Source organism: Streptomyces capoamus (genome assembly GCF_014654935.1).
Lineage (GTDB): Bacteria > Actinomycetota > Actinomycetes > Streptomycetales > Streptomycetaceae > Streptomyces > Streptomyces capoamus.
On sequence record NZ_BNBF01000031.1, the window covers coordinates 67,341 to 74,536 of the forward strand.

General features: G+C 71.8%; 6 protein-coding genes. 2 read left to right on the forward strand and 4 right to left on the reverse strand.

The features are described from left to right. Nucleotides 1-370: hypothetical protein (locus IE312_RS33660; protein WP_189986016.1), on the reverse strand; the 370-nt coding region annotated here is incomplete at its 3' end. Nucleotides 371-1,049: 679 nt separating this feature from the next. Between IE312_RS33660 and IE312_RS33665 the strand changes: the two genes are divergently transcribed. Together IE312_RS33665 and IE312_RS33670 are read left to right on the forward strand one after the other, a co-directional pair. Next, the gene (locus IE312_RS33665; RefSeq protein ID WP_229900744.1) at nucleotides 1,050-2,669 is read left to right on the forward strand and encodes a replication-relaxation family protein; all 1,620 of its coding nucleotides are present in this window, start codon (nucleotides 1,050-1,052) and stop codon (nucleotides 2,667-2,669) included. A 47-nt stretch (nucleotides 2,670-2,716) separates the two neighbouring features. Continuing rightward, nucleotides 2,717-2,941: a hypothetical protein gene (locus tag IE312_RS33670; protein ID WP_189986017.1), complete on the forward strand. Its 225-nt coding sequence runs from the start codon at nucleotides 2,717-2,719 to the stop codon at nucleotides 2,939-2,941. Nucleotides 2,942-2,988: 47 nt separating this feature from the next. Here the strand turns inward: IE312_RS33670 and IE312_RS33675 are convergent, their stop codons facing one another. The 3 genes from IE312_RS33675 to IE312_RS33685 all read right to left on the reverse strand — a co-directional run bounded on the left by IE312_RS33675 (nucleotide 2,989) and on the right by IE312_RS33685 (nucleotide 6,511). Next, on the reverse strand, nucleotides 2,989-3,243 hold the full coding sequence (locus IE312_RS33675) for a hypothetical protein (RefSeq protein WP_229900745.1): 255 nt from the start codon (nucleotides 3,241-3,243) through the stop codon (nucleotides 2,989-2,991). Nucleotides 3,244-3,698: 455 nt separating this feature from the next. Continuing rightward, nucleotides 3,699-3,989, reverse strand: a complete 291-nt coding sequence (locus IE312_RS33680; protein ID WP_189986018.1) for a hypothetical protein — start codon at nucleotides 3,987-3,989, stop codon at nucleotides 3,699-3,701. Next, complete coding sequence (locus tag IE312_RS33685; protein WP_189986019.1) at nucleotides 3,989-6,511, reverse strand: DEAD/DEAH box helicase; 2,523 nt, start codon at nucleotides 6,509-6,511, stop codon at nucleotides 3,989-3,991. Before IE312_RS33685 ends, IE312_RS33680 begins: the two co-directional genes overlap by 1 nt. Nucleotides 6,512-7,196 lie beyond the last annotated feature (685 nt).

The window sequence follows — 7,196 nt, forward strand, 5'->3', positions numbered from 1 at the left end:
CTCGGGTGTCTCCGTGGTCGTCGGGGTCGGGGATGACGTTCTCGACGAAGCGGATGATGCTGCGGGCGATGCCCAGCACGGCCGTGGTGGGGGAGTCGCGCGTCCAGTCCCGCAGGGCGGACAGCAAGATGCATCCGACCTCGTCCAGGGCGAAGGAGTCCGCGTGCGGCTCTCCGTCGCCCAGGACTCCCGTGACGGGGAAGACGATGTTCTCGGCGAGCCGCAGGAGCAGGAAGGCCAGCTCTGGAGAGGTCGGCGTGCGGTCGGAGACGTAGTTCCCGCCGCCCATCTGGAGCGCCAGGAGGTAGTCGAAGCCGTGCTCCACCTGGTCGGGCGTCAGCGGCGTGCGGGACGGGAACGGGTACTGCATGAAGCGCTCCTCACGATGACCGCCGTGCGACTCACGGCGTCGTTTTCGTATGGTCGGCGCGCCGCCCTGTGGACAGAGGACGGAGAACTCTCCCCCAGCTCGAACCGGACGAATCGGGGCTGCAAGGGTCAAACCCGGCCCCCTTGTCCGGGGTGGTCGGCCCGACCAAGAACCCGACCGCACCCCCCTTGTCCACCTCTGCTACCGCCCCGCCCACCGTCGTGTTTCTCCTTGACCTGGCCACGGTTAGACCGCGGACAAGGGGGTCCCCTGCACGCTGCTCCCTCGAGTCCCCGCCCACCAGGGCGGCCCGAAGCGAAGGAGCCACCGCGATGACCACGCACCGACCCCCGGCAGGCGCCCGGCGCGCCCGCCCCGACCACGGGCCCGACCAGCAGCGGGCAAGCCGACCCGGCCTCCTGCGGTGCGCACTTGGGAGGCCACTGTGGAACCCACTTTGGTGCCCGGCACCGAGCCGGACGGAGAAATACCAGGTCAGCACGCAAATACGGTCGCACGCCGCGTTGTCACAACCCTCTTATCTACTCCTGAACTTTGAAGTGATGTCCGTAGAGGAGGAGATCATCGGGTCCGGGGGCCGGATGCCCTCTGCGGCCGGGCGCGGCCGGCGCTCGGCAAGTGGCCGCGCGTGCCAGACGACGGGGAAGGAGCGCAGCTGATGGCGGGGAAGCGTGAGGAGAACCCGGCGGGGTCGTCGAACAACCTGCGCGGTGACGTGCTGCGCGTGCTCGGCGTGCTGAAGGTCGCCACGGTCGAACAGATCCAGCAGATCTCAGCCCCGCACCTGAGCTACCGCCACACCGACAAGCCGACGCCGTCGAAGCGGAAGCAGGCCCGCACCGCCTCCCACACGGGCGCGCTGTCCGATCTGCGCAAGCACGGCCTGGCGGAGAACGGCGGGCAGCTCCCGGGCGGGGACAGGCTGCGCAACCTCACCCCGATGGGCCTGAAGGCCGCCGCTCGTGAGCTGGGGCGGCCGGTGGGGGAGATGGGCGACCCGGCCCGCGGCGCCGGGCGCACGGGCGCCTCCCACCCGATGACGGTCAACGAAGCCGTACTCGCCCTGCTGCGCCCGAAGCCGGACCTGTCCGAGCTCGCCAGCGAGCCGGCCGACGTCCGCGCCGCCGCGCAGGCCGCCTTCGACGCGCCCCCCGGGTTGGGCACCATCGCCTCCTACGCGACCGAGGTGGCGCTGCCCGCGACGGGCACATGGGCCAACCCGGGCAAGGGCGGCGCCCAGGCGGACATCGTCATCACCGCGCCCGAAGACGGGGTGCCGCTGCTGTTCGTGGAGATCGACAACTGCTTCGAGTCCGCGCAGGTCCTCGCCGCGAAGATCGACAAGTACATGCGGTTCTGCCAGCGGAAGGTGAAGGACACCGGCGGCAAGGAGCGGCCGATGTGGCGCACCCGCTGGTGGGCACCCGACGGCCGCCACAGCGACCAGCCGCACCCGCCGCTGCTGCTCGTCTTCAACCGGATCGGCCCGCGCAACCCCAACACCGTCATCGCGCAGCTGGCCGAGCTGACCGAGCGGCACTGGAAGGGCTTCTGGTACGACGCCGGCTTCCACATGTACGACGGCAAGCTCCCCATCGTGGTCACCGGCATGAAGCAGCTCCAGGAGCACGGCCCGGCCGGGGCCATCTTCCGGCGCTTCGGCCGGCGGCAGAACCAGACCCTCCTGGAGGCGATCGGCAATCCGCGCCGTGAAGCCCATGACGCCCGCAAGCAGGCCGAGTACGCCGCCCGCCAGCGGGAGCACAAGGAGGAGCTGCGCCGCATCGCCGCACAGCACAGGGCCGAGAAAGAGGCCAGCCGTCCCGTGTGCGCCGACTGCGGTACCCGGTTCACCGACGAACGGTGGAAAGCCGTCGAGCCCTCCGGATGGGGCGCCCCGCGCGACACCCACCCGAACCTGTGCGACGACTGCAAGCAGAAGACCGCCGCCGTCAGCCCGGCGGCTGGCACGCAGGAGCGCCAGGAGCCGGCACGCGGTGAGGCCGGGTCGGACGACTTCTGGCCCGCCCCCGAGCGCCCCGTCTGCACCGAGTGCGGTGCCGCGTTCACCGACGAACGATGGAAGGCGACCAAGCCCGTCGGCTGGACTGCTTCCCCAGCGAAGCACCCGTCGCTGTGCGGGGACTGCGACCAGCAGTACGAGGCCGACTTGGACCGGACCTGGGGCACGAGCCCCCGGCAGGAGGAGCGCGACCAGGAGCAGGAGCCGGCCGTGCCCGAGCAGAAGACCGGCTGGCTCTCGCGCCTGCGCCGCTGAGCCGGGCCGACTCGCCCAGCCGATCGGCCCGGGGCACGCTGGGAGGCGTGAGCAGCGCACCGATCGTCGTGCACCGGCCCTCCAGCTCGGGCGGCCGGAGGGTCACCGTGCACAGCGGCGGCCGGGACGAGATCCTCGGTACCGCCTACAGCGACCACGACCTGGTCGTGTTCCTCGAGGGCGTCGGCGTCGCCGAACCCGAGGCCATCTGGGACGACCCGCAGTGGGTGGAGTGGCGCGGCGGCCAAGCCCACGAGTTCCACGCTGCTTGACGGAGGCGGCGGGCCGGGCGCACATGCTGCGCCCGGCCCGCCGCCGGTCAGCCGATCAGCTTGTGCAGCACGGGGACGCTGAGCCCGAAGGAACCCAAGCCCGCGGCGACGGCTGTGGGCACGGACTTGTCGTGGAGGAACATGAGGCCGCCCATGACGAGGCCGATGATGACGGCCGCCAGGAACACCACGGCGGCGTGCACCGACAGCAGCGGTGTCTCCGACGGCGTCCCTGCGCCGGCCGGGGCGGGCGGTTCGGGGCGGGCGGGTATGGGGGAGCGCGGGTGCGGGTCCCGAGGCATCGGGAGTCTCCTACGAGGCGGAGGAACAGAGACGGCGGACACCTGTGGTGGTGTCGTCCGCGTGGGGGTGACGCGCGCCTCGCGGTCGGCGGTCCTGCTGCGGCTCTCAGGAGAGCGTCCCTGTGGGGCTTCGGCCCGGCCCAGGGTGGGCGTGTTCAGCGTAGCGGCGATCGGCGCGGGTGTTGCCCCGGGTGTCTGGCGGGTGGTCATCGGTGCTGCCTCCGGCGTGAGTTCGACATGGCGGGCGGGACAGTGGCAGGGCGCAGGTGCTTGCGTCTCGTCCTGGGGGGCACGGCTTCTTCACCCCCTGGGGCCGGAAGCCGGGGCCCGGACAGCAGCGGCAGGGAAGAAAGATCCCGGGGCACGACGAAGGCCCGGACACCTGGTCCGGGCCTTGCTCTGTCGAAGGTGGTCTAGCGAGTCGATTGCCAGTAAGGGAGTCGGTGACCTTCCGTCTACTCGTGCTCTGCTCGGGTGCGGTTGGCGAGCCAGTCCGGGTCCCGTACGGGTACCGGCGCCTGCGTCTTGGTGGCCGGGGCGCGCATGATGCGCCAGCTGGTTCGCGGCGCGGTGACGGCGTGGGCCAGGACGACGACGGCCTGACGACCGGCACCGCCCCGGGCCCACGTCCCGGCGTGGCGGACCTGATCGGCCGCCCAGTCGCCCAGCCGCTGCCACGGGCGAAGCCGCCCGAGCAGATAGCCGGCGGCGAGCGCGGCGGCCGCGGTGACGACGACGCCCACCATCAGGACCACCGCATCCCGATCGCGGACAGCAGCTCCATCCGCTCCGGCGTCAGCGTCGTCGCCCGGCTGCGCTGGTTCCCGATCCAGGCGCCCAGCTTGTGCTCGCGCTCCTCCTGGTCCTCGCCGACGATCCGCTCGACGTGCTTCCTGGGGACCTGGAGGTGTCCCTCGCGCTCGTAGTACTGCTTGGCGGCCTCGTAGTTCATTGCCCATTTGTCGGCCTGCGTGCGGCGCGGCGGCGGCTTCTCGTCCTCGGTCGCGGGCTCGATGCCGAGGACCTGCTCGCACATCCACTGCTGCACGGTTGTGAGCTGGTCCCACCCGAGCCGTACCGACTGAACCCACCGCCCGAGATCCTCGCCCTGGCGCACGACGTCGCCCGCCTCGGTGGGCAGCGCCTCACCGGCGTCCAGGTGCATCCGCACGAGGTGGAAGCACCGCTGCCACGTCACCGGCCACGACGGGCACCAGGACGCGTCGATCTCCTCCAGCTGCTCGCGCCGCTCGTCCGACAGCGCCCCGGCCGACGACTCCACCGGCAGCCCCTCCGCGCGCCGCTGCTCGATCTCCTGCGCCTTGCGGGCAGCGGCCCGCGCGTTCTTCAGGAAGATGCCCACCTTCGCGCCCTGGAAGGTGGCGTCCAGCGGGGCCAGGAGGTGCCCGTGTTCGGCCGCCCACCCGCGCGCGGCCGCGAGGCCCTCCTCCCACGCGACGTCGTAGTGCGACCAGATCATGCCGAGCTTCTCCAGCTGCACGACGCGGTCCTCGTCCAGGTCGCCGCGGGCGTAGAACCTCCTGGCGTCGGCGGTCCACTGCCCGAGCGGGAACCCGGCGAGCGAGGCCGGCCACCCCTCGCCTTCCGCCTCCTGGTCGTCGACGGCGGGCACGCGGAACGTGAACGGGACGCGGAGGTCGCCGTGCTCGCGGGCGTAGATGACGGCGGCCTCCACGCCGCGCCGCCAGTGCTCGTGTTCCGGGTTGAGGACGCGCAGGTTGATGAACGCGGCGAGGGCGGCCGGGTCGCGGGGCGTGGAGAACTTCAGCAGGGCCTTGGCGGGGGCGCTGACGCCCCCGGAGCCCTTGCCGCTCCCGCCCGTGCTCTTGCCGCTGTCGTCCTTGCTGACGGGCTTGTAGCGGCTCGGGGCCTGCTGCTCCGCAAGGGTCTCCACGATCCGCGCGTCGTGCGCCCGCAGCGCCTCCAGCAGCTTGGCCAGCCCGCCGAACGCCCGGCTCGTGAGCATGTTGTCCGCCGTCTCGCCCGGCCCGAGCAGCACCGGCACCACGAGCGAGGCCACCTTGCCCTCGCCCGGCTGCATCCGCAGCGCCCGCCCTACGGCCTGGACCAGGTCCGGCATCGAGCCGCGTACGTCGGCCCAGTAGACGGAGTCGCAGTGCTTGGTGTCGACGCCCTCGCCCAGGACCTTCACCGAGCAGAGGAAGCACTTCTCCACCACGGTGCCGTCCGTGGCGATTCCGGCCGCGAACTCCCCGAGGAGCCGGCGGCGGTGGAGCGGCTTGTGGTCGCCGCACAGCCAGTTGGCCCAGATCGTCTTGGGGTACAGCTCGGGGTCGGATGTGTGCAGCTGCGCGGCGACGGCGGGGAGGCCGGCCGCGAACGCTTCGGCCTCGCGGACCTGGTGGTGGAACACGAGCGTGCGGCGGAAGCCCTCCTCGGCCGAAGCCTTCACCAGGGCGGTCTGCAGCGCGGCGAGTCGGGCCCCGCGGACCTCTGCCGAGCGGCCCTCGGCGCCCAGGAGCTGCGCGGCCTGAAGGGCGGTGTCGGTGACATCCACGCATACGACCTGGTAGGGGGCACAGATTTCCCGGTCGATGGCCTCCGAGAGCGTCAGGGTGAAACAGCGGCTGCCGAAGGGGCCCTCGGGGTCGTCTTCCATGCTCGCCACCAGCTCGCCCGGGGCGCCGGCCTCGTCCTCGTCCCCGAGCTGCCACAGCCGGGGCGTGGCCGTCATGTACAGGCGGCGCAGGGACGGGATCTTCTGATTGTCGTGGACGACCGCCCACGGCTTCCCGATCCGGCCCGAAACCCTGTGGGCTTCGTCCACCACGATCAGGTCCCAGGCCGCCAGGCCCCCGGCGTGCGCCCGCTCCAGCGTGCCCAGACCGAGGCTGGCGTACGTGGCGTACACGGTCACCTTCTCCAGGCCCCGCGTCCACTCCACCAGCTCGTCCACGTCCGTGGTGTTGGGGAAGGACACCTCCTCGCCCCGCAGCGAGGACACCCCGATCATCGGCCCCCGGCGGCCCCCCTCGCGCCACGCGGCCTCGGTCTGCGCCAGCAGGTCCAGCGAGGGCACGAGCACCAGCACACGGCCCGCGTGGAGCTCCTCCGCGCTGCGGACCGCCACCCGGGTCTTCCCGGACCCGGTCGCCATGATCACCTGCGTTCGAAGCCCTCGTTCGGGCACAAGTGATCTTGCAGGCAATTCGAGGGCGCGCACGACCGCGTCAATGGCTTCTCGCTGGGCTGCCTCGCGCTGATCAGCGCGGTCTGTGCTCGACATATCGCCTGCCTTCTCCTAGGGTGCCGTCCGGTCGATGCGAGCGGCGGGAAACGGGAAACCTGCACGTAGAGGGGCCGTAAGGGCTACGGTTGGACTGACGCGATCGGCTGGTTGATCCGCCCCACCGGAACACCGGTAAGGCGGCCGGGTGGATCTCGATAACCCTCCGGAGCGGTCCGGGGTGGTGTGCTCTGAGTCCAGAGTCTATCTCGCTTACAGAAATGAAGCACAAAGAATGCCGAGACTCCCCCGAACGTGGCTGAAAGCTGTTAGTCTTGCCTTATCGCCAGCCAATCAGGGACCTTGACACCCCCTCAATGAGGTTCACCCCTCCGGGTGGCCGGCCCCGAGCCCCCGTCACTCGCCCGACTACCTGTCACCTCCCCTCCTCCTGCTGCTGCTCGGGCCGTGAGGCCCGTGGGTGGTCCGCGCGGAGCGTGGCACGCCTGGCCGGTGGGGGAGTGGGACCCGTGCCCCGAGTGGCTGGAGCGCAGCGGAGGCCACGGGTCGGCCGGAGGCCGGCCCCGGCCCGCAACGCGGGCCGGATGCCCTGCGGTTGGGTGGCGGGCGCGGAGCGCGTGCCACCCGGCGGTGAGCGGAGCGAGCCGCCTCCGCTCACGCGGAGCGGGAGCGGCCGGGGCGCGCAGCGCCCCGGCTCGCTGTGACGGGCGCAGCCCGGAGGGAC

What these genes read in the sequence shown, in the direction of transcription:
- IE312_RS33680 (WP_189986018.1), bottom strand. Translation starts at nt 3,989, where the DNA reads ATGGTGGGCGTCGTCGTCACCGCGGCCGCCGCGCTCGCCGCCGGCTAT.
- IE312_RS33685 (WP_189986019.1), bottom strand. Translation starts at nt 6,511, where the DNA reads ATGTCGAGCACAGACCGCGCTGATCAGCGCGAGGCAGCCCAGCGAGAA.
- IE312_RS33665 (WP_229900744.1), top strand. Translation starts at nt 1,050, where the DNA reads ATGGCGGGGAAGCGTGAGGAGAACCCGGCGGGGTCGTCGAACAACCTG.
- IE312_RS33675 (WP_229900745.1), bottom strand. Translation starts at nt 3,243, where the DNA reads ATGCCTCGGGACCCGCACCCGCGCTCCCCCATACCCGCCCGCCCCGAA.